General features: G+C 62.5%; 23 protein-coding genes. 4 read left to right on the forward strand and 19 right to left on the reverse strand.

The genetic code is table 11. The features are described 5' to 3' along the window. Positions 1–32: 32 nt before the first annotated feature. The 5 genes from ACZL02_RS07375 to ACZL02_RS07395 all read right to left on the reverse strand — a co-directional run bounded on the left by ACZL02_RS07375 (position 33) and on the right by ACZL02_RS07395 (position 2,185). Entirely contained in the window at positions 33–518 is a 486-nt protein-coding gene (locus ACZL02_RS07375; RefSeq protein WP_472937942.1) for a hypothetical protein, read from the reverse strand. Next, a complete protein-coding gene (locus ACZL02_RS07380; RefSeq protein ID WP_472937943.1) occupies positions 502–834 on the reverse strand; it encodes a hypothetical protein in 333 nt (110 codons plus the stop codon). The genes ACZL02_RS07375 and ACZL02_RS07380 overlap by 17 nt, the downstream gene beginning before the upstream one ends. A gap of 156 nt (positions 835–990) precedes the next feature. Then, the gene (locus ACZL02_RS07385; RefSeq protein WP_472937944.1) at positions 991–1,440 is read right to left on the reverse strand and encodes a hypothetical protein; all 450 of its coding nucleotides are present in this window, start codon (positions 1,438–1,440) and stop codon (positions 991–993) included. Then, positions 1,440–1,958 carry a lysozyme gene (locus tag ACZL02_RS07390; protein WP_472937945.1) on the reverse strand — a complete coding sequence of 173 codons (519 nt, stop codon included), beginning with the start codon at positions 1,956–1,958 and terminating at the stop codon, positions 1,440–1,442. Before ACZL02_RS07390 ends, ACZL02_RS07385 begins: the two co-directional genes overlap by 1 nt. Further along, entirely contained in the window at positions 1,955–2,185 is a 231-nt protein-coding gene (locus tag ACZL02_RS07395; RefSeq protein ID WP_472937946.1) for a DUF7940 domain-containing protein, read from the reverse strand. The genes ACZL02_RS07390 and ACZL02_RS07395 overlap by 4 nt, the downstream gene beginning before the upstream one ends. Before the next feature lie 79 nt (positions 2,186–2,264). Here ACZL02_RS07395 and ACZL02_RS07400 point away from each other — a divergent pair, with 79 nt between their 5' ends. Both ACZL02_RS07400 and ACZL02_RS07405 read left to right on the forward strand, forming a co-directional pair. Continuing rightward, a complete protein-coding gene (locus ACZL02_RS07400; RefSeq protein WP_472937947.1) occupies positions 2,265–2,447 on the forward strand; it encodes a LysM peptidoglycan-binding domain-containing protein in 183 nt (60 codons plus the stop codon). Between the two features lie 214 nt (positions 2,448–2,661). Next, positions 2,662–2,874, forward strand: coding sequence for a hypothetical protein (locus ACZL02_RS07405; protein ID WP_472937948.1), 213 nt, complete (start codon positions 2,662–2,664; stop codon positions 2,872–2,874). 1,166 nt (positions 2,875–4,040) lie between these two features. Here the strand turns inward: ACZL02_RS07405 and ACZL02_RS07410 are convergent. The 8 genes from ACZL02_RS07410 to ACZL02_RS07445 form a co-directional block, all read right to left on the reverse strand. Continuing rightward, complete coding sequence (locus tag ACZL02_RS07410; RefSeq protein WP_472937950.1) at positions 4,041–4,379, reverse strand: hypothetical protein; 339 nt, start codon at positions 4,377–4,379, stop codon at positions 4,041–4,043. A gap of 15 nt (positions 4,380–4,394) precedes the next feature. After that, complete coding sequence (locus ACZL02_RS07415) at positions 4,395–5,795, reverse strand: SGNH/GDSL hydrolase family protein (RefSeq protein ID WP_472937951.1); 1,401 nt, start codon at positions 5,793–5,795, stop codon at positions 4,395–4,397. Positions 5,796–5,797: 2 nt separating this feature from the next. Continuing rightward, a complete protein-coding gene (locus ACZL02_RS07420) occupies positions 5,798–6,418 on the reverse strand; it encodes a hypothetical protein (protein WP_472937952.1) in 621 nt (206 codons plus the stop codon). Then, on the reverse strand, positions 6,418–6,768 hold the full coding sequence (locus tag ACZL02_RS07425) for a hypothetical protein (RefSeq protein ID WP_472937953.1): 351 nt from the start codon (positions 6,766–6,768) through the stop codon (positions 6,418–6,420). Before ACZL02_RS07425 ends, ACZL02_RS07420 begins: the two co-directional genes overlap by 1 nt. 69 nt (positions 6,769–6,837) lie before the next feature. Further along, positions 6,838–7,227 (reverse strand): phage tail fiber protein, encoded by a 390-nt coding sequence (locus ACZL02_RS07430; RefSeq protein ID WP_472937954.1) that lies wholly within the window; start codon positions 7,225–7,227, stop codon positions 6,838–6,840. Between the two features lie 110 nt (positions 7,228–7,337). Then, on the reverse strand, positions 7,338–9,869 hold the full coding sequence (locus ACZL02_RS07435; protein WP_472937955.1) for a hypothetical protein: 2,532 nt from the start codon (positions 9,867–9,869) through the stop codon (positions 7,338–7,340). Continuing rightward, a complete protein-coding gene (locus ACZL02_RS07440) occupies positions 9,866–10,045 on the reverse strand; it encodes a hypothetical protein (RefSeq protein ID WP_472937956.1) in 180 nt (59 codons plus the stop codon). The genes ACZL02_RS07435 and ACZL02_RS07440 overlap by 4 nt, the downstream gene beginning before the upstream one ends. 1 nt (position 10,046) lies before the next feature. Further along, on the reverse strand, positions 10,047–12,584 hold the full coding sequence (locus tag ACZL02_RS07445) for a phage tail tip fiber protein (protein ID WP_472937957.1): 2,538 nt from the start codon (positions 12,582–12,584) through the stop codon (positions 10,047–10,049). A 124-nt stretch (positions 12,585–12,708) separates the two neighbouring features. Here ACZL02_RS07445 and ACZL02_RS07450 point away from each other — a divergent pair, with 124 nt between their 5' ends. Next, a complete protein-coding gene (locus tag ACZL02_RS07450; protein WP_472937958.1) occupies positions 12,709–12,909 on the forward strand; it encodes a hypothetical protein in 201 nt (66 codons plus the stop codon). Here the strand turns inward: ACZL02_RS07450 and ACZL02_RS07455 are convergent. Genes ACZL02_RS07455 through ACZL02_RS07470 form a run of 4 tightly spaced genes read right to left on the reverse strand, consistent with a single transcriptional unit; the run spans position 12,864 to position 17,164 of the window. Further along, on the reverse strand, positions 12,864–13,268 hold the full coding sequence (locus ACZL02_RS07455) for a DUF6950 family protein (RefSeq protein ID WP_472937959.1): 405 nt from the start codon (positions 13,266–13,268) through the stop codon (positions 12,864–12,866). The two genes, ACZL02_RS07450 and ACZL02_RS07455, sit on opposite strands and share 46 nt — an antisense overlap. After that, complete coding sequence (locus ACZL02_RS07460) at positions 13,265–13,840, reverse strand: baseplate hub domain-containing protein (RefSeq protein WP_472937960.1); 576 nt, start codon at positions 13,838–13,840, stop codon at positions 13,265–13,267. Before ACZL02_RS07460 ends, ACZL02_RS07455 begins: the two co-directional genes overlap by 4 nt. Beyond that, positions 13,837–14,454 (reverse strand): hypothetical protein, encoded by a 618-nt coding sequence (locus tag ACZL02_RS07465; RefSeq protein WP_472937961.1) that lies wholly within the window; start codon positions 14,452–14,454, stop codon positions 13,837–13,839. Before ACZL02_RS07465 ends, ACZL02_RS07460 begins: the two co-directional genes overlap by 4 nt. After that, on the reverse strand, positions 14,444–17,164 hold the full coding sequence (locus ACZL02_RS07470; protein ID WP_472937962.1) for a tape measure protein: 2,721 nt from the start codon (positions 17,162–17,164) through the stop codon (positions 14,444–14,446). Before ACZL02_RS07470 ends, ACZL02_RS07465 begins: the two co-directional genes overlap by 11 nt. Before the next feature lie 10 nt (positions 17,165–17,174). On the opposite strand from ACZL02_RS07470, the gene ACZL02_RS07475 reads away from it, so the two are divergent. After that, positions 17,175–17,684, forward strand: a complete 510-nt coding sequence (locus tag ACZL02_RS07475) for a hypothetical protein (RefSeq protein WP_472937963.1) — start codon at positions 17,175–17,177, stop codon at positions 17,682–17,684. Positions 17,685–17,760: 76 nt separating this feature from the next. Here the strand turns inward: ACZL02_RS07475 and ACZL02_RS07480 are convergent, their stop codons facing one another. Both ACZL02_RS07480 and ACZL02_RS07485 read right to left on the reverse strand, forming a co-directional pair. After that, a complete protein-coding gene (locus ACZL02_RS07480) occupies positions 17,761–18,162 on the reverse strand; it encodes a gene transfer agent family protein (protein ID WP_472937964.1) in 402 nt (133 codons plus the stop codon). After that, positions 18,159–18,617, reverse strand: coding sequence for a phage tail tube protein (locus ACZL02_RS07485; protein WP_472937965.1), 459 nt, complete (start codon positions 18,615–18,617; stop codon positions 18,159–18,161). Before ACZL02_RS07485 ends, ACZL02_RS07480 begins: the two co-directional genes overlap by 4 nt. Between the last annotated feature and the right edge of the window lie 51 nt (positions 18,618–18,668).

Consider the following 18,668-nt stretch of genomic DNA (forward strand, 5'->3'; position numbering starts at 1 on the left):
GCAATTTGCATTTTTTTGCTTATTGCCTTGGGCTACGGAATGTCGATCTCGATAGGCCCGATCCGCGTCCGAGTCGGCCAGACCCACATGCACCAGTGATCCACGACGCCATAGGCGCCTGTCGCATCCGGCATGTTCGAATAGTCCAGCACCCACGGTCCAAAGCGCTGCAGGCCTGTTTGCCGGCTCACCGGGCCGTTTTCGCGGTGCTCCTCGGTGAACTGCCGGATCTGCACATCGGCGCGCCCTGGCCGGGTGCCGAACCAGGTCATGTTCGAGTAGCGGCAAAGGGGGATGCTGTTCACCAGCTCGAAGCGCTTGTTCATCGTGCCGTAGAACGCAACGCTGGTAGGCGATCGGCGAGCCATCTCCGAAGCGGTGAAGTCCGTTATGACCGGCTGGTACTTCGCCTGGTAGATCATGACGCCGTAGACGACCGAGAAGAAGGCCGGCAGCACGGCAAGGATCAGCAGCAGGTGCGCAAACCACCGGCGCGCGGGTTCAAATGCGAGGGACACTGAAACCTCCCTTCATGGCAAAGGTGACGACGACGCCGATGATAGCGGCGGCCACAATGAGGAAAATCTGCCGAAGAAACGCGTCCTGTTTCTCGGCCTTCTTCGTAACCTCGGATCGGAAGTCGTCGATCTTCTTTTCTAGGCCGGTGAACCGGTTCTCCAAATGGGTGTCCCGCGTTGTCTGGGCGCGATCCGAGAAGGTGTCGGCCTGCTGCAGAAGGTCGAGGCGGCGCGTCAGATCAGTGATGCTCCCCTCGACACGATGGACGCGGGTGACCAGAGCATCCGGGTCGTTCTTCATCCGCTCGATTTCCATGTTGCTCACTCCTGCCGCCCCTGCGCTTGCAGCGATGAAGCCGCCGCGGCCAAGGCGCGCTGCCGATCTCCGCACGCACCGAGAGACTGCCGATCCTGCGCCCAGAGCTGCACGGCCTCGCCCATGGCAATGTCACGAGCTGGGATATCCACCACGTCAGCGCACGGCAGGAGAAGCACCTGCGGGATCGTGGCGAGGCGCGGCGCGACCGACATTGTCGAGGCGGTCGCGCACGCTGCGAGGGATAGCAGCGCGGCAAGCAGCGCCAGGCACAGGGATGGACGCATTGGCCAGTTCCTCTTGAAGAGCTTGATCGAGAGAGGTCATTTCAGCGGTGTGCTGGGCTTCGCGCTGAGCAACCTGCCGGTGGAAGTCAGCCTCGACGGCGTCGATCTCGGCTTGCGTTACGGCCTTCTCCGCGGCCCGCTTGCGCTCTTCCAGACGCTGGAGTTCCCGCCATGCGTCGTCGGACTCTGTTTTGCCGGCGGAGAAGGACGCGGCCCGCTCGTGGGGGAGCGTGACCAGCGAGGTGTAGAGGACGATCACGGCCGCGCCGAGCAGCAGGCCAGCGATGGCGGCGACGACTGCTTTGATGTCGCCGAACATCAGAGATCAGCCAGGCAGAGCGCCCGCTCATCAGCGCGTCGGCGGACTAGGCCGGGGATCGTCTTCCCCTTCGCCTTTGCCCACATCTTGAAGCCCTCGCAGGCCCCGCGAAGATCGCCGGCATTCACTTTGCGGACGATTGTGCTTTTGCAAAAAGCGCCGGTGCCGATGTTGTAGGAGATCGACAGGAGCGAGACATAGGTCTTCGCCGGCAGCGTGTCGGGCGCGACTAGGCACTTCCTCATGCCGACCTCGAACTCGACCAGGCCCACGCCGAGCATCGCCTTGCACTCGTCGACGGTGTAGCTATCGCCGAGCTTCACGCCGCGCGTCTCGCCGAAGCAAACGGTCGGTACATCGCCAGGGATCGGAATGTAGGCCTTCGTCCGCAGCCCCTCGTAGCCGCCAACGGTGGCAACGGCGAGCGCCATGACCGCGCCGACTAGGCGCGACTTCGCCACCCGGCTGCCCTTGGGGTTGGACGGCGTGACGGGCGCCGACTTCATGAACCAGTTCATTCAGGTACTCCGGATGTTGGAACGTTGGACTGGGCGACGAGGCGGGAGACGAAGGCCGCGGCCGTGGTGATGCCGGACAGCGCGGCGAACACGCCCTGCGGAATCTCGAAGAGGCCATCGATCAGCGGCAGGCCGACCTCGAGGCCGGAGAACAGACCGGCGAGAAGCATCAGGCGGATCGACCAGGCGTGCCGAAGCACCCGGCGCCAGTGAGGGACGAGTTCCATAGGTTGCTCCAGGTTGGAACGAGGATCAGAGAGAGTTGTTTGTTTGGGCTTGGGGCGCTGATGCCCGGATCGGGACCATATGCGCCGCTACATCGTCACTGACAAAGAAACGCTTGAAAGCATTGCGCTTATAGAACTCGGCAGCAGCCATTTTTGGCTACGAGTTTTTGCCTGGAACGCCAGCGTCTTCCCAAGTGAGATTAAGGCAACCGACTGCATCGTGCCGGGGGTCGTTTTGCTCCTGCCTACATCGCTTAGATAATTTCGGCGCCAAGGATGGGGCTCGCGCCTCGAGTTCTATGGTTTTACTCCGGACATGAAAAAGGCCCGCCGAAGCGAGCCCTGGTCGTTTTGATGGAGGAATTGGTTAAGCGTGGAACAGGCGTAGCTCGACCCTGTTCAGTAGTGCCCATGCTGGAGTGTCATCCAAACGGCACGGAAGCTGCATCTATTGGTCAGCGCGCTTGGGAGAGAGCATGTCGATGAAAACGCTGAACCAGAATGAAACAATTGCCCCGATTACGGGGTCGATATCTCCGGTGGAGAGTGTCGAAATAGGACGATCGCCAGCCAAGATCGCGATGCTCGCCGTATCTGTGATCTTCGCTTTAACCATCCTCGGCGCTTGGGCAATTGTTATTTTTTGGGGCTTACAGTTTCTCGGCGGAGCGATCGTCAACTGGCTTTAAGTACCCTTGCTATCCGGCAAGCAGGCAGAGGCCGGACCAAAACAACGCGGTAATACTGCATCCGAGCATTATCCCTTCAGCCGTCTGAAGCGGATGAGCGGCGACCTCAACACCTCGGTCGGTTGGGAATGGTGTGCGCGTAGCAGTTCCTCCCTGGTGCGGATATTGCCCACCGTCGAGTGTCAAATAATCAGCCGGATACGAGGCGAGAAACTAGTCAAGTTTAGGGACCGTTTGCTTCGGCAACGCTAATGGCGGTAGGCAATGCTCGATGCGAAGCTATGGCTTCGTGGGGTTGCATCGGCAAGACGAACATCGCGCCGATCACAGCGATCAGAGCGACGCCGAATAGGCCAAACGGAACGAACCTTGGCATGGGTACAGGCTCGTCGCTGTCATCGCACATCATGTAATTGTTCCCCCAAAGAATCACCTGTTTAAGAGGTTTAACTCAATTTTGAATTAATAGGCTAGCAGGCTATTGAGGTTTAACGGAGAGTTCTCGATCACTTGGCAGTCCCAATGCCAAAAAGAGATCGAAACTCACCCTTTCGGGTGAGTTCAGTGAACGAGAGATCTAGTAGGGTCCTCTCCCGAGCGGCATTCATCGCCCGTGGCTCACAAGAGTGGATGGAAGCGAAATGTGGACGGGGATACCGAGGCGCAACCCTCCAGTCTCCCGCGCATCATATTTCCCGCGAGGTGGCAGGTGAACAGTATAGGTTTTTTTGTCGTGTCTTACTTGTTCATTGGTTGCGCCGTCGGCGGGTATTTTGTGTGGATCTCGCGGAACGATGACGGCCTGAAAATAAATGCCGAGTACGTTGCCTTCTGTAGTCTTGTATGGGGATTTTTCTGCTTAGTCCTTACCTACTGCTTGGTTGAAGATGTTCTCCGCCAAAAGCCAGGCCAAGCTGATCGTGCTAGATATCGACGTTAGAACGGGCGGTGTCGCTTCCGTTGATTCCGCCCAGATGATCCCCGCCCTCATCATGGATGACAGGGCGAGGCCGAGGAGGCTGAGACGCACGAAACTCGGGGTAGCTACCGGCTCGTCGGGCTCGTCGCACATCATGTCACTTGACCTCATGAAAAAGGCCCGCCGGTGAAGGCGAGCCAAGGGATGCAAATGGGACTGGGAGAACCGATCAAGGGTAGGAAGACAGCTAGTCGATCGTTTCGATAGCCTGGGCCGAGTGATGCGCCAGCAGCCGGTCGGGCTGATCGACGGTGTAAAACCAGCGCTCGGTTTCGTCCTTAGTGGCGGACGCCTGCTGGGCACAGACGGCGAGCTGCGCCGTTAGGTTTTCGACGATGAGACGAACCGTCCCTGGCAACTCCGCATCACTAAGCTGAGCGAGGATCGGATCGACCCGAGCGCTGCGTGCCCCGGTGATCGCCGCCAGACGAGCGGCAAAAGCGTCGCCGACTTCGCGTTCCGCCGGGTGCTCGGTATCGCTTAGCTTTTTAGCCGGAAGTGACTGGAGCAGTGTTTTGATGGTCATGGTTGGATCCTCTTATCAGCCGAGCTGGCTCGGCACCTTGCGAAGACTGGCCCGGTCGAATGCAATCTTCGCCGCAGCGCCGTCGATCGTCGTGTCGGTGTATATGTTGAAGCTGCATGCCTGCGAGGCCGTCGAGGTCAGCTGGCGTGGCGGAGTCCGCAGCGTTGCGACGTGCGGGACCTGCTGAAGGTTTGCGCCGGTGTCGCCAGCGTCGCTGTAGCCGCCGCCGCCAGACCCGAACACTGCGCGGAGAAGATTCGGCGTGCCGATCACTTCGTAGTCGCATTCGAATACGACCCAATCTCCCACGGCAAGGTTCGCCGCCGAAGCATTCATCGTGAAGCGGAAATGATCGAAGGCCTGCGGGCTAGCGGCCGCGCGAACCGTGTTCGCGATCTCGATGCACTGGCGATCCCCGCTGACGGTTGGATCTTCCTTCGCGATCTTCGACAGCGTGACGTTGCAGGTCGAGTTGCCGCCCCAACGCGTGTAAATCAGTCCGGTGGCAAGGCCGTTATTGACGCGGGTGCAGCCCGTATACGTGTCGCCGGTCGTGGTGCCGGCGACACCTTGCATGATGCCGAGTTGCGGCGCGAGCAGGTTTCCAGACACGGCGGAAGACGGATCACCCGGCGTTCCGGCCGCATAAGTGTCGTAGATGTCACCGAAGAACGGTGTTTCGAGTAGACCGAACATATGCCGGATCACTCGCCAAAGCTCACGACCCTTAAAGAAGGATTCGCGAGGCCCCGGATGCAGCCCGTCTGTCTTCATGCCCGAGATCGGCACGCCGGTCGTCGACGCGAAGTCCATAATGTATCGCGTGTCGTCAACGAGGCCGATGCGTTCAGACTTGAACCCAGCCGCGGCATAGGCGCTAGGCGACTCACGAGCGATGTCGCGAAGCCAGACGTTGTAATCGGCCTGCGCTCGGCGAACGGCAGGGTCCGAACCGGCGGCAGCAACGGCGATGATAATCGGGACAATACCGGCGGCCCAGAGCTGCTTGATGATGTCGGTCATGATCGTGCGACTGTTGCCACCCGCATTCGTGCCGGCGTAGACGACGCAGGCGTCAGGGCGCGGAAACAGCGCCAGAACCGCAGGGAGATGGATGTCCCTGATCTGTGCCATGTTGTAGCCGCCGGTGGCCTTGATATAGCCCGCTGGCACATTGAACGCCTGACGCGACAGCATGCGCGCCCATGTGATGTAGCCGTTGTTATTCCAAGCGGTGAGGCCGCCGTTGTTGACGGTGATGCTGTCGCCCATAACCGCAACGAGAAGCGTTCGGGCGGACCGCCACCCGGCGTAAAGCTCGGCCATCATGCCATTGAGCTTGCCGCCCGCCGTGCGGAGGTTGTCGCCGGTGCCGTCATTGGCAGCGGCGCCGAGGTTCAGATTTTGAATGCCCATGGCTAAGCCGCCTTATCGAATGTGAGGTTGGAATTGTCGAAGGTGGTGGAGCTGCTGTCGAAGCTGGCTGACGTGCCACCTGTCGCGATTTCGCCTATCGCCAGTCCCGCACCTGTCGCCGTTCCGCTCAGCGCCACGACGACCTGAGACGAAAGCGTACCGCCTCCTGACCCGCTGCCGATCGCCGAGCCCGACAGCAGCGTCACGACGTAAAGCGAGCCCGCCCCCGAGCCTGTCCCGGCCGCCGCGCCGGAAAGGACAGCAGGCGAGACTGAGACCATCGTCGCTGTGGCAGCGCCGGCGGCGACCGCAGAGCCAGCCAAATCGCCTGGAAACTGCGAGACCAGAGCGGCTGATCCGGAGCCTGAGCAAACGGCCGACCCGACGAGCTGCGTGACGGGATCGGACGTAAGCGAGCCAGATGCGATGCAGGCGCCCATGGCGGCGCCCGAAAGCGTCGTCACCGCCGGCGCCAGAAGCGTCGCAAGCGCGGCACCGGCGCCAGCGGCGATGCCGGAAAGATGGCCGACGAGCCCGCCCGCCGGCACAGCGGAGAGCGTTACCGTCAGTCCGGCAGCGGCTGTTATGATGATGGGCGTCGGGAAGCGCTTGATGGTCGCCATTAGAGCCCCTCGGTGACCGGCTTGATGACCGGGATCTGCAGCAGGACGTAGAGATATTGGTCGGGGTCGGGATCGGAGCGGGCGAAGTCGATGACCGCCGTCGTGTTCCCGCTTCGCGCCGTGTCGCCGGGTTCGATGATGATGTCGACGGTGTCGTCCGACACGCGAACGATGCCGCCGTTCGCCGACGTCAGTTCTGCAAATGGAAAGACCGAGCCCTGGAAATCTCTGGCTTGAGCATGAAACGTAGAGCCGAACGGGAAAACCGGCCCTGCCCCATCGTCGCCCGTCACCGTCATGCGCAGCGCGTACCGGTAGCCACGGACGATCGGGAGTGCATCATCAGCCATCGCGGCCTCCTATGACGAGCGCAAGGGAAGGCTCGCCGTTCCCGGCGAGCCAGTGTGCCGATGACGGGATCAGTCGAAGGTGAGTGTCAGCGCGCCGATCGCGAAGGTCGTCGGCGCGCCGGAGGCCACACTGACAGAGCCCGTGAGTGCCCCGACCATTAGGGCGTTGCCCGCCGAGGCGGCCGTGAAGATGGCGAAGTGCGTGACGCTCGCCGCACCCGCCGCGTTGCCGAAGTCGACGATGGCGGAGTTGCTGATCGCGCCATTGGTCTCGGCGCCAAAGGTCACGGCAGGACGCCCGGCAGCGCGGACAGTCGTCGTGACTTCCGTCCCAGCCGCACCGGTGTCGGTCGGATCGCCGTTGAAGAGGCCTACATAGACGGCCGTTGGCGCGGTCGGCATCGCCGTGCCCTTGAGCCAGGCGCAAAGGGCGGATTCGAGATAGTTGGACATGGACATGGCAGGCTCCTTTTGGACGCGGAAAGGCAGGCCGCCGCGCGAGCGAGCCTGTGGAAGAGCGGGGGATAAGCTGTGGAGTGTCGGTGGACGGCGGCCTTGATCGCAGGTCGTCAGGCGGCGTTAGCCACCGCGTCGCAGAGCCAGAACTGACTGCCCGGCGGGAGCAGCACTGGGTTGATATCGATCTGGATGTGGGTGGCCCACTGGGGCTTGTAGCCGTCCGTCTGTGTCGACGAGTCGTCGTCGTAAAGCGAGGTGAACCGCTGCCGCTGCCAGCCAGTGTCTGCCCCATTCAACGGCACGACGATTTTGGTCTCGCCGTTGTAAGCTTTCTTCGTGATGTTGGGGGCGCCGCTGACAGTGAGGCCAGCGACGTTGACCCAGTTCATGACGAAGTAGAGCTCGGCCGACGTCGCTGCAGTAATGGGTGCGGCCGGGATGCACTTGGCCCAGAGTTCAAGGACCGCCTGCGCTCGCTCGGTGTAGGGGATCAGCAGCGTAACGGTCGCCTGCGTCTGGTACTGGTTGATCTTGTTCGCCTTGAGGGCGTTGTTTCCGCCTGTCCGGATGTTGGTGGTGTCGACCGTCAGCGCGATGTCCGAGGTCGTGAAGCGGTCTGCCCGATCGCCGGAGATGGCATAGACATCCCAGCTGATGTTCTTGCTCCCGTTGCCGGAGCCGGCAGAGGGCGTGATCAGGGTATGATTGGCGTCTCGGCTAATCATGGCTCCCGGCTGGAAGCCCTTGTTGCCGATGCCGGCTAGGTTGCCGACGAAGCGTCCTGCGCCGCCGACGATCTCGCCACCCAGCGTCGTGAGGCCGTAGACGCGAGTGTCGCGGCTGATCCAGCGAGAGCGCTGGTTCTCCAGCCAGACCATCCGCTCCATCACGAGCGTCGTCGGCACGTTGATCTGGATATAGCCGCCCTGCGTCACCAGCTCGGCGTCGCCCTCAAGCCGGAACGGATAGTTCGCCTTCACCGTGCCGGCATGTCGCTCGAAGTGGCAGTCGACGGCATGCAGGTAGCCGCCGACGAGCTTGACGAGGTGCGTCATGCAGTAGTCGAAGGAGCACATGGTGGCATGCATGTAGCCGGCATTGTTCAGCAGGCCGATCGGGCAGTTATAAATGTCGGTCTCGAACAGGCGGATGTTCTCGCCAGAGTCCGCGCCGCCAACGAAGTTGACGCCGACCTCGCAGTTGTAGACGTCGCCGCCGATGAACCGCGGGAGGTAGGTCCGGGCGCCCATCTTGATGCCGGTGCCGAACTGCTTGATGTCGAAGTTGCGCATCGAGAAGCGAGAGCTGAGGCCCTCGATGTTCGTGGCGCTGAAGACGCCCTCCCCAAAGGTGCGACCGTCGCCGCTGGCCGGCCCCTGCAGGCGGATGCCGTCGAGATACTGGCTGGCCTGCCCGTAATAGCTGTCCGACCGAGCGTTCGCCGCGATCAGGAGGCAGGTGTTGCGCGGGATCTCCTTCAGCGAAACCCGCTCGATGATGGTCCGCGACTGTCCCTTCACCTGGAACCAGGCGGTGCCGGTCGGGCCGGTGTAGGTGTACTCGCGCGTAATCGTGACGGGGCCAGGACCGGTGTTGACGTTGGCAAGGCTTAGGTAGAGGCCGATGGTCTCACCGGCGTCAGGCCCGCCGGTCCGCAATGCGACGTAGATGTACTGCAGCAGCACGCCGGCCTGCAAACGATTGACCGTCGCGCTGATCGTGTAGCGCGTATTGTGCTTCATCTGAACGGCCTGGTAGACGCCGCCATATTCCTCCGCAGAGGTCGGAGTGTAGGAGAGGACGCCGCCGCCGACGTCCCAGTTCTTCACGCCGGTCGGCAGCTGCAGCCAGGCGGATGCGTCAGCGAACTCCGGGTTGGCCAGCTTCTCCGGCATCGTCGCCGGGTTGGCGAACGTCTTTGCTGAGAAGTCGAGCGTCCCGCCATAGCCAAGAAGCGTCTGGATGTAAGGGTCGATCGCAATGTCCACGCCATCGCCGCAAAAATAGGTCCGCCCCGGCGTGAGAATGCCGACGCCTCGCTTGTTGTCGGCGATCGCGTTGATCATCTCCATAATGCCGACGCTGTCATCGAACGCTGACCCTGTACCCTTGGCGCCGAAGGTCTCGGGCTTGATCGGCGACGATGGGTCCGGTCGCCAATACGCCTTCGACTGGTCCTGAAAGCCGCCGCGGATCAGAGAGGCGTTGCGAAGATACTGTGCACCGCCGCCGTCAAGCGGCGAGAACCGCCCCTTGGTCTCGACGACCTTGGCAGATGAAGGAATGGTCGCCGCTGCTGCGAGATCTCGGCTGTCGTACCCGCTGCTTGATCCGCCGCCACCTGCCCCACCTTCGACCTGCTGGATAAGCTTGGTCACGGCCTCGTTGAGGTCCTTGGTCGAGGACCATCCCGTGCCGGTGTGGTTGATCACGTAGCTGGCCGAGGCCGAGATAGCTGGACCTGCCCACGGGAAGAAGAGCGTCAGCGAGGTGTTGCTGTCGACCGTCTTGATGAGCGCCATCACAGCGCCGACCATGACCGTGTCGCCGGGCTTGACCTGCTGCAGGAACGCGGTGCCCGCGCCCGTCACAACGGTGCCGTTGGCCGCGATGCTGATCGTGCCAGCTTGATAAAAGCTCACGCCTGCCGCTCCACCAGGTTGCCGTCGAGAACATGGTAGGACCCGGCATCGATCTCCTCCTCGATCACCATCATCGCCTGGCCCTCCCTGACAACCTGATTGCCAAGTTCCTCGTCTGAGCAGAGGCAGACCGCGGCTATCTCGCCAGACACGACGTCGTACTTGATGAATCTCATGTCAGCGCTTCATGTTCAGGAGAGACAGGGTGCAGGAGACCTTGGCGCTGCCAATGTTGCAGGATGCGCGATAGGTGTGAACGCCGGCGGCGGGTACGTCCACGCTGAAGACGAACGGCTTGCTACCAGAGAGATTTCGAGACCCACCGCCGCTACCAACGTCCACAGATCCACCACCGACCTCCGATGTTGAGGCGATCTGCTGACCGTCGCGGTAGACGACCAAAAAGGCATTCTGGCTGCCTGTGGGTGCGCCTGCAGCCTGAGCCAGTATCTGCACAGCTCCAGCCTCGACGTTCAGCGACAACTCGACGTCCTGCCCGCTGCCGTAGGCGGTGCCCGACACGGCCCCCGGCATGATGTTCTGGATCTGGACGCCGTTGATGCTGATGCTGCTGGCATCAAGATCGCGAATGAAGGCCGTATCGATGAAGACCGTGTTGTTTTGGATAAAGAACGGCACGACCGCGAGACTGCCGGACGATGGCGCGACCGCGAACTGATCGGTGATGAAGATGACCCGGCTGCGGGGCACACCATTCTCGACCCATACCTCCATCAGTTGGCCGGCTTTGGCCCAGTTGGGGTTTGTCGGCGTGCCGGCGTTAAGAAAGACCTCGAAGCGAGCCCGGCCGTTCGGACCGTTGGCTGTCGCCTCAAGCTTGTAGTAGCCGGAGGCTGATGCCTGCCCGTTCTGGGCCAGCGCAGCAGTGATTTGGGAGGCAAGAGCATTGTCACCCTGCACGCGCGCTTCGATCTCGGTCGAGACCGCGGCAGAGGCAAAGTCAGAGACCGCGACGACCGACTGGCGGATGATGTTGCGCTGTTCAAGCTCGTAGTTCGCGTGGTTGATGTTTGTCGCCGCGACAGCGTCAATGTCCTGCTGCAGCCGGTCGCGGTAGTCCTGCAGCGAGCCGTCGAGATCGTTCGTGATCAGCGCAATCTCGGCGCGCAGCTGCGCGTTCAGCTGGGCGTGCGTGACCGCAAGGTTCTCCTGGCTGGTCGTGATGATGACCGGGTTCGTCCAGATCGCCTCTCGGACCGGGTTTGTCAGAACCCGCGCACGGACCGCGTACTCGGTCTGCGGCAGGATGCCTTCGACGATGACGAGATAGGTCGCCGGCACTTCAGCCCGCTTCTCCAGTCGGACATCCGGGTCGTTCGTTTTCCAGTACTGGACAACGACGCCGTCGACCGTCACGTCATCGATGAAGTCCCAGCGCGCCTCGATCGCCGGATAGACCCGCCCGTTCTCCGCCGTGACCAGCGTTGCCACCGCGATGAAGTTCTCTGGCGTCAGCGTGTAGACGGGGCCGGCCTGCGGCGTCCGTGGCGGGAACTCTGGGATTATGATGCTGGTGTCGTAGATGCCGTTGCCGACCTCATCAAGCGTCAGCGTCACGTTCCGAGCATTGGCCTCCGTCAGCGCCCCGAGGGTGATGCCGACGACCTGAAACGTGCGGACCCCGTACTTCGCGCTGTCGCGCTTGATCCAGTCCCCGATCTCAAGGGTGGTCCAGCGAGGCCGGACGGTGATGGTCTCGCTCGCCTGATACCGGTTGCGGCGCAGCTGAGCCTCGGCAAGGTCGGATGCCTGGCTCTCATTGTCTACGGTCGTAAAGTTCAGCGGGACGGCATGGCGCTCCCGATCGACAGCGAGCGCGGTCGCCGAGACGCGCGGAGGGTAGGATGTCGCCGACCAAAGATCCTCGGGCTTGTTATAGGTGCCGTAGACGGAGTTCACCAACTCGGTGCGAGACCGCTTCGCCTGGTATTCCCATGCCGAGCCGACGATCCGGTCATTGTCAGTGATGGTCGCAACGACCGGCTGATTGGCGCCGACGATCGGGATGTCGCCGTCGACCAGCTCGGCAATATTGCCCGAGAAGGACTGGAACACCGGCTCAAGGTTGTCGCGATGAGTGACGCCATCGCCGGCGTTAAACAGCGCGCCGCACCGGTATCGCTTCGTCCTCGTCGGCGTCACCTCATCGCAGACGTTCGCGGCCGACATCCACCTGGCAGGCGGCAGATCCGCCGCCGGCATCCCTTTGCCGATCAGCAGCTGGCCCGAGACGTAGAAGCCGCGCTCGTAGTTGTAGGCCTGGACGACGCCATTCTCGGTATATTCCCACGTCGAGACATCACTCCAGCGGTGCGACCCGGAGCCGCCGACCGTCGTGTCCCGCCGTAGATCGTAGAGGGGCGCGCCTTTGAACTCCCAGATCAGTGTCGGAAGGTTGGGCTGGTCCTTGTCGTCGTAGCGATAGTTCACCACGACGAAGGACGTCATCCGCCCGAGATGCTGAGCCGTCCATCGACCGGACGGGTTGGATTCCTTGACGAGACCGTGGGCGCCGGTCTCGACCGCCTGCAGGGCAGCCTGCCGACCGTCGTAGTAGCGGATGCGTATGATGTCGCCGTCGAGGCCGGTGACCAGCGCGCCGCGGCCTCCCTCGACGTTGCCCCAGTCGATGCTCTTCCATTCGCCGTTCACCGAGACGCGGGTGATGCCCGAGGTGATGAAGTCCGACAGCACGAAGACCTTCTGGCAGTACTTGTTCGCCTTGCCGTAGGTGTTTGTGTAGACGTCGTGCCCCGAAATCGCGACGAGGCCGACCGCGATCTCCCGCGCCTGGTCGGCACCGTACTGGACATCGAGCTTGGTGCCGCCGACCGGCTTCTCTGGCTTCTTCGCGAACAAGGTCGAGGCGAAGCTGAGCGCAATGCCGACGACCGCATTGACGATGAAGCCGCCAACAGCTGTCGCGGCAAAAGCCGAGATGGCCGCAACGACCGGGGCAAGAAATGGCATGGATCAATCGACCTTGAAGGCGCGCGCGACAGCGGTGATCGGCTCGTAGATGACGCCCCGTTCGCCCTTGCTGGCGAAGCCGAAGAACGTGAAGACGCCCCCGGAGAATGCCCCGTTGCGCAGCACGAAGCCGACGTCGCCACGCTGGGCGAGAGACGGCGGGATCTCTGGGAAGGAAGAGGCGAACAGCGACGGGAGATCGTCGAACCCCGCCTTCTTCATTCGCTTCGCGCCGCCGGCCTCCGTCGTGTAGCCGCGCAAGTCGGGGAACGGGTCGACGCCGGTCACGGCAAGGATGCAGTCCGCCGGCAGCAGGGCGCAGTCAGAGGTGCCGAAGACGATCGGCGTCTGGCTGTGGCTCTCGATCGCAGCGACCAGCGTCTCCTCCCAGCCTCGAACGCGGGTCATCCCTTCTTCCTTCCGAAGAATATTTCCTGTTTGCCCGCCACCTCGGCGTTCTCATAGAAGCGGTCGCCGGCCCACATGGACTGCTGGTCGGCTGTCGAGCGGACCCGGTATCCCGTTTTGGCGTTGTCGATCGCGCGGCTCTCGCACTGCACGACGATGCCGGCTTCCTCGCCGTCCGTGGTGTGCCGGATGGTGTCGATCAGCCCGCGATAGACAGGCGTGACGATCAGCAGTGCTCCGGTGTCGGGATGGAAGTAGGCATCCCAGATCTTGACCGGCCGCTGGTGGTAGTCCTCGGCCTCGATCGTCGAGAGCACCTCGGGCGTCAGCCCGTCGTCCGGCGCCTCGGCGAGATTGATCGTCAGGCCAGACGCCTCGAACCCAAGCGCCCCGTTGAGATCGTCGATCTTAATGACGCCGCCGGGGAGATACTCGAGCCCGCCGTAGGTCAGGGGCCGTGAGCCAGTCCAGAACCCATAGGTTCCGGTGCCGAGTTCGAAGCGCATCAGGCCTCGGATCGATGCCCGCCCCTGGTCGAGCAGGGCCAGCACCTCTTCAGACTGGTAGATCATGTGGCGCTTTCCACCAGCTGAAACGTCGCGGACCTGATGTCTTGCGAGTCTTCAGTGCTGAACGACTGAGCGACCGGCCGCATGATCAGCTGCGCACGATCAAACCGCACAACGGCGCCGACCTTAATCGACGATGGCAGCGCCGGCTCGATCTCGATCGACCGAGATGCGCCGGCACCGGTGGTATCGACGATCTGACCGAGCGCGCGAGAGGCACCGTCCTCGAAGGACACGAAGTCTCCCGGAGACAGCACGAGGCCGGCAGCCACGCCCCCCACGCTCAGCTGATTGCCGTTCGTGATCGACGCGAGGGAGCCGGCGGTCAGCTCCGGACCGCGAGCCCGAATGTTCCCTCGCGGGGTGCAGTAGAGCGGGCTGACGAAATTGACCGACCGCAGGCCCTCGCGCAGGGAATGCCACCAAGCCTCGACAGCCCGGTGGTTGCTGGGACGAAGCGGGCGAGTCGCGAGCGTGACGGTCCATAGTGGATCGGCGTACTCGACGACGTTCGTCAGCCTGCCGCCGCTCTGCGATTTCGACGTAAAGCGCTGCAGGACGGGTAGCCCCTCAGTATAATCGACGGCCGGAATGAGCCTTGGAAAGCTAACGGCCATTCTTGATGCTCCGGCGACTTGCCTCGCGGTTCGCTGCGGCGACGCGGGCGACGGTGCCCTTGTCGTAATCGCGCAGCATCTTCCGCGTCTCGGCGATCGTCTTCTCGTTGGCGTCGCCCTGGATGACGATGCTCGCTCCACCGATGGTGATCGACGGTGCCGATCCGGACGAGCTGCTGGGCAATGACGGCGCCCGCATTGAGACCGGGCGACCGACAAGGCCGCCTTCGGCATAGCCCTGCATCAGGCGCTCGACGTTGCGGACCCCGACGCGATCGACGACGCTCTTCGGGATGACATATTCGCCCTTATGGACAATGCCCGCGGGATCATTTTTCCCGCCGGCGCCAGTGTAGCCGCCGGAGGCAAAGCCGAAGAGCTTGCCGATCGAGCCGAACAAATTGAACCCGCCGCCGCCTTTGCCGCCGCCGCTGAAGAGGTTCTCGAAAAGATTGTCCACAGCCATGTCGAGCAACTTCTGCCCGATGTTCGCCAGCACGTTGCCAAATGCTTCGCCCGCGTCTTTGCCGGCGATGAGGTCTGACACCAGCCCCTTCACCGCGTCGGCGCCAAAATCGCGCCACTCGGCAATCTGCTGCTGGGACATTTGATTTGCTGCAGCCAGCTTGTTCGCAGCGACCTCAGCTTCTGCCATGCCGCCGGCGAGCAGCGAGATCTGCGCCTTCAGCTCTGGCGTGATCTCAAGGCCGGCCTGCGAGGCCTGATTGAGCAGGTCCTGCTCATGGCTAAGCTTGGCCGCCTGGAGGGCGGTCGCACCGATTGCGGCAGCTTCATTCTGCTGGCTGGCGATGTACTGCACCGAGCCAGCCACGAGGGACTGATAGTCCTTGTCCTGCGTGTTCGCCTTTTCTTCGGCGGGTGTAAGATTACCGGCCGCGCGGCGGTTCCCAGTGTCTCTCTTCCTCGCGTATGCGATTGCGTCGTCCACTGTTTTGCCGCCACCTAGTACCTCCGGGTTAGCTTCGACTGAACGCTTGCTGATCAGTCCGGACAGAGGCGTCCCAGGCGCGGCTTTCAATACCTTGGCTGCGTCGCCTGCACCGAGAAAATGAGAAAGCTGCAAGGCGGCGGTATCGACGGACACTCCCGCCTTGGTGAGTACGGCGGCATTTTCTTTGGCATACGCTTCAATCAGCTGCCGGGTTATCGCGCCATCGGCCCTTAGCTTCAGAATGTCGCCATCTGCCCGGCCCTTCGCGAGTTCCGGGAAGTTCTTCTTGAACAGCGAAAGCCAAGTGCTGTCGATGAACTGACCCGCGCCGGATGCGGACGAATTCGGGTTTTTGGCCGTGTTCGGGTTCTTGCTGCCACCGGTTTCCGCCCCAACGACGTTGTCCACAAACGAGCTGACTGCTCCCCCGGTGATCGTGGACACCTCGGTATCGATGGCGGAAATCTTGCCGGCGGCGGCTGACGCGGCCACTGCCAAATCCTCGATGCTGACCTTTGCGCCACCTGAGGCAGAAGCCATGGCCGCGGCGCTGGTGCCCGCTGACACGATAGCATCGGCGGTCACCTTCAAGGCGCGATAGTCAGTGACTTTGGCTAGGCCCTTGGCGCCGGCACCACCTTGGCCGCCAGCGCCTACCGAGCCGACACCGTCGGGAAGAGGCGTCGTCGCCCCAGGCTGAGGACGCATCGGGATCGAAACGTTGCGGGGTGGCAAGATCTGGCTGACGTAGCCCGGCGTCTTTGCCGGATCGTATTTCAGGGCCTCCCGAAGAGTGCCGAAGAAGCTGTGCTTGTCGAGGCCATCGAGATACGTGCTGAGCCGCTCGAAGCCTTTCACCGCGTTGTCGATGAACCCCGGCATGGCCTCGATGACGGCGGCAACTGCATTCAGCGCATCGGCAGCTTTGTCCGAGCCCTTAACCGTCTTGTCCAACTCGCCGACGAGCACCGTCATGGCCGTCTTGATGCGCTCCATCGACTGAGAGACGGTCGGAGCCGTCAAGTCTGCCTGCTTTCGCAAATCGCCAGAACCGGCGAGGAATGCGCGGAAGAACGCCTCGGAGGAGACCTTGCCGGCGAGTACCAGCCCGCGCAGGGTTGAAACGGAACCGCCGGCTTCCTTCAGCCCATTCGCCACGGCCTGCAGAATGGGGCGGGCGCCCTCGTTCACCGAGTTGAACTCTTCCGCCCGCACGACACCGCCGCCGAGCGCCTGACCGAGCTGGAGAAGGGCGCCCTGCGCTTCACCAGCCGAGGTGCCCGCAACACGCAGCGCCGTCGCAATCCCGTCTGAAAACTTGATCAGGTCGCTCTGGCTGGCGTTCAGTTCCTTGGCAGACTGAGAGGCTCGGCTATAAAGCGTCACCAACGCGTCGAGCGGAGCCCCTTGGCGGAGACTGATTTCGGTCAGCTGCTTGAATACATCGCCCAGCGCTTTGCCTTCAAGGCCGGTGACCTTCAGGCTATTCTGCAGGTTGACGTAGTTCGCAGCGTACTGCGCGATCTGTTGCGCACCCTGCACGCCAAGGAAGCCGGCGGAAAGCACGCCGAGGCCTTTGGTTAGGCCGCCAAGACCACCGAGGCTGAACCCCTTAAGCTTCGCTTGCGTGCGCTCGGCACTCTTCTCGATCGAGCGAAACTGCTTCTCGCCGATCTCAGAAGCCTTGCGCATGTCGCGCTCGAACTTCTTGAAGTCGGCTGATAGGTTGATGATCAGCCGCTCGGCGTCAATTGCCATGGAGAACCCTTTGATCAAGTACGCCTGGTTACTCTCGGCAATGGCGAGCCTTGCCGCCTGCCAAACCGCACCAATTCAAACCGGAGGCGGGACAACGCTCGGCGCAAAGTCGATCGTTGCCGAGGAATTGGTTTTGACACCGGATCAGGCAGAGAAGGTTTACGAGGGAGCGAGAGCCCGGCTGAAAGACCCATCATCGGCAACTTTTGGAAGGCTTCGCGCTGGGAAACGTGCGGATGGTCTCGTTTTGGTATGCGGATACGTCAACGCGAAAAACAGCTTCGGCGGTTATACCGGTGCCGTTCCATATTTTGGCTTTCTGCCGATCCTCGGGACTGCAACGCTGCCGTTGCAAGTGACCCAGAGCGGGGTAGGCGGGACGGAATCGAGCAACTATGCGGTGTTCCGAATCTGTCGGGAGTCCGGCATCCCAATCGACGTCTGGACCTCGATCAGATCAGACAACTCGTCGACCTCATCAGGAGTGAGGTTGTTGGCCCGTTCTTCCTCGCTCATGTGAGCCCGGCGGTAGCCGTTGGCCGCAGCTTGGAACTGCCAGAGCGAGGAGGCGTCGACATCAGCCGGCGCCATCCCCATCACGGCTCCGGACCCGTAGAATCCGGCGAAGGAGAGTTTGCCTCTGACGGAAGGTCGCTCTGCTTCGCCGGAGGTTCCCCCAGGCGCTCATCCTCGACGCCAATCACCGAGGCGCTGATCACCAGCACCGCGTTGACGGTGTTCTCGGCGAGGTACGGGGGGTCGACGTGCCGCCGGATCAGGGTCAGCGCCTCATCCTGCTTCATGCCGGCGCCGATCAAGCCGAGGCGCAACGTCTCGCGGACGTCGGCAACACGCCACTCCGCGCCCAGCAACCGCGCGCGGATGTGCATGGGGCCAGCGTCGCAGGCCTCCTGCAGTTGCTGAAGCTCACCGATCCGGAGCTGGAAATCGTACTCGCCATCCCACAGCGTCAGATGGATGCGGGCGGACCGGCTCATGTCGTGCTGGTGGTCTTCACCGCGGCGCCATCGCTCTCCATCTGGACGGAGATCTGCACCTTATCGCCGAGATCGGCGCTGATCTCGAAGCTCGAGAGGTGGAACCGCTGAGTGTAGGTCAGCAGGTTGCCGGCGCCGGTGCCGGTGCCCCAGCGCATCTCGACCTTGCAGTTGATCGAGTTCGTGTTGTCGAACGCGACATCCCAGACCGGAAGAGCCGACTTCGCCAGGACGCCGGAGCCAGAGATCGAGGAGGAAAGCGAGCGAACCTCACGGCCGACCCATGCCGGGGCGTCGGGGTCGTCGCAGTCCGGCACCACGATGTCGCTCAGCTCCTTGGAGCGGCTGAAGGACTTCTGAGTGAAGCCGCAGGGGGCCGAAAAGACTTCAGGAGAGGCGCCGTCGCCGAGCAGGATGCGGAACGAGCCGAATTTGGCAGTCTGCGGAAGAGCCATGGGAACAGTCCTCATGAAAAAGGCCGCACATGGCGGCCGACTGGTTTCAGG

Source organism: Mesocryomonas fontinalis (genome assembly GCF_055730125.2).